The 1,355-nt window shown below is 52.4% G+C and carries 1 rRNA gene (only partly in view); it reads right to left on the bottom strand.

Annotated elements, in window-relative coordinates:
* Positions 1-21: 21 nt before the first annotated feature.
* Positions 22-1,355, bottom strand: a 23S ribosomal RNA gene (locus M2651_RS14185); it runs 1,669 nt beyond the window's last position.

The raw sequence follows: 1,355 nt of genomic DNA, 5'->3' as shown, positions 1-1,355 counted from the left end.
AAAATTGCACAGATTAATATTTTGGTCAAGCCCTCGACCTATTAGTATTAGTCAGCTGAACATGTTACCATGCTTACACCTCTAACCTATCAACCTAGTGTTCTTCTAGGGGTCTTACTAACTTAACGTTATGGGAAGTCTTATCTTGAGGTGGGCTTCACGCTTAGATGCTTTCAGCGTTTATCCCGTCCTGACATAGCTACCCAGCCGTGCTCCTGGCGGAACAACTGGTGCACCAGAGGTCAGTCCATCCCGGTCCTCTCGTACTAAGGACAGCTCCTCTCAAACTTCCTGCGCCCGCGACGGATAGGGACCGAACTGTCTCACGACGTTCTGAACCCAGCTCGCGTGCCGCTTTAATGGGCGAACAGCCCAACCCTTGGGACCTACTTCAGCCCCAGGATGCGACGAGCCGACATCGAGGTGCCAAACCTCCCCGTCGATGTGGACTCTTGGGGGAGATCAGCCTGTTATCCCCGAGGTAGCTTTTATCCGTTGAGCGATGGCCCTCCCACGAGGAACCACCGGATCACTAAGTCCTACTTTCGTACCTGCTCCACTTGTTGGTGTCGCAGTCAGGCTCCCTTCTGCCTTTACACTCTTCGAGCGATTTCCAACCGCTCTGAGGGAACCTTTGAGCGCCTCCGTTACTTTTTAGGAGGCGACCGCCCCAGTCAAACTGCCCGCCTAACAATGTCCCGTTACCAGTTTCATGGCATCCGGTTAGAAGCTCAGTACTGTCAGGGTGGTATCCCAAGGTTGACTCCACAGAGCCTGACGACCCTGCTTCCAAGTCTCCCACCTATCCTGTACAGACAATACCAAGCCTCAATGCTAAGCTACAGTAAAGCTCTACGGGGTCTTTCCGTCCAATCGCGGGTAGCGAGCATCTTCACTCGCAATACAATTTCGCCGGATTCGTTGTTGAGACAGTTCCCAAGTCATTACGCCATTCGTGCGGGTCAGAACTTACCTGACAAGGAATTTCGCTACCTTAGGACCGTTATAGTTACGGCCGCCGTTTACTGGGGCTTAAGTTCATGGCTTCGCTATTAGCTAACCAGTCCCCTTAACCTTCCAGCACCGGGCAGGCGTCAGCCCCTATACATCAGCTTTCGCTTTAGCAGAGACCTGTGTTTTTGCTAAACAGTTGCTTGGGACTATTCTCTGCGGCCTACTTTCGTAGGCACCCCTTCTCCCGAAGTTACGGGGTCAATTTGCCGAGTTCCTTAACAACGATTCTTCCGCTGGTCTTAGGATTCTCTCCTCACCTACCTGTGTCGGTTTGCGGTACGGGCGGAAGCTACCTCGATAGAGGCTTTTCTTGGCAGCATGGAATCAGGTACTTCGCTACT

Source organism: Clostridium caldaquaticum, from assembly GCF_023806125.1.
In the GTDB taxonomy this organism is placed as follows: domain Bacteria; phylum Bacillota; class Clostridia; order Clostridiales; family Clostridiaceae; genus Clostridium_AT; species Clostridium_AT caldaquaticum.
The sequence above is the reverse complement of the archived record's forward strand: the minus strand, read 5'-3'. Positions and strand labels throughout refer to the sequence as shown.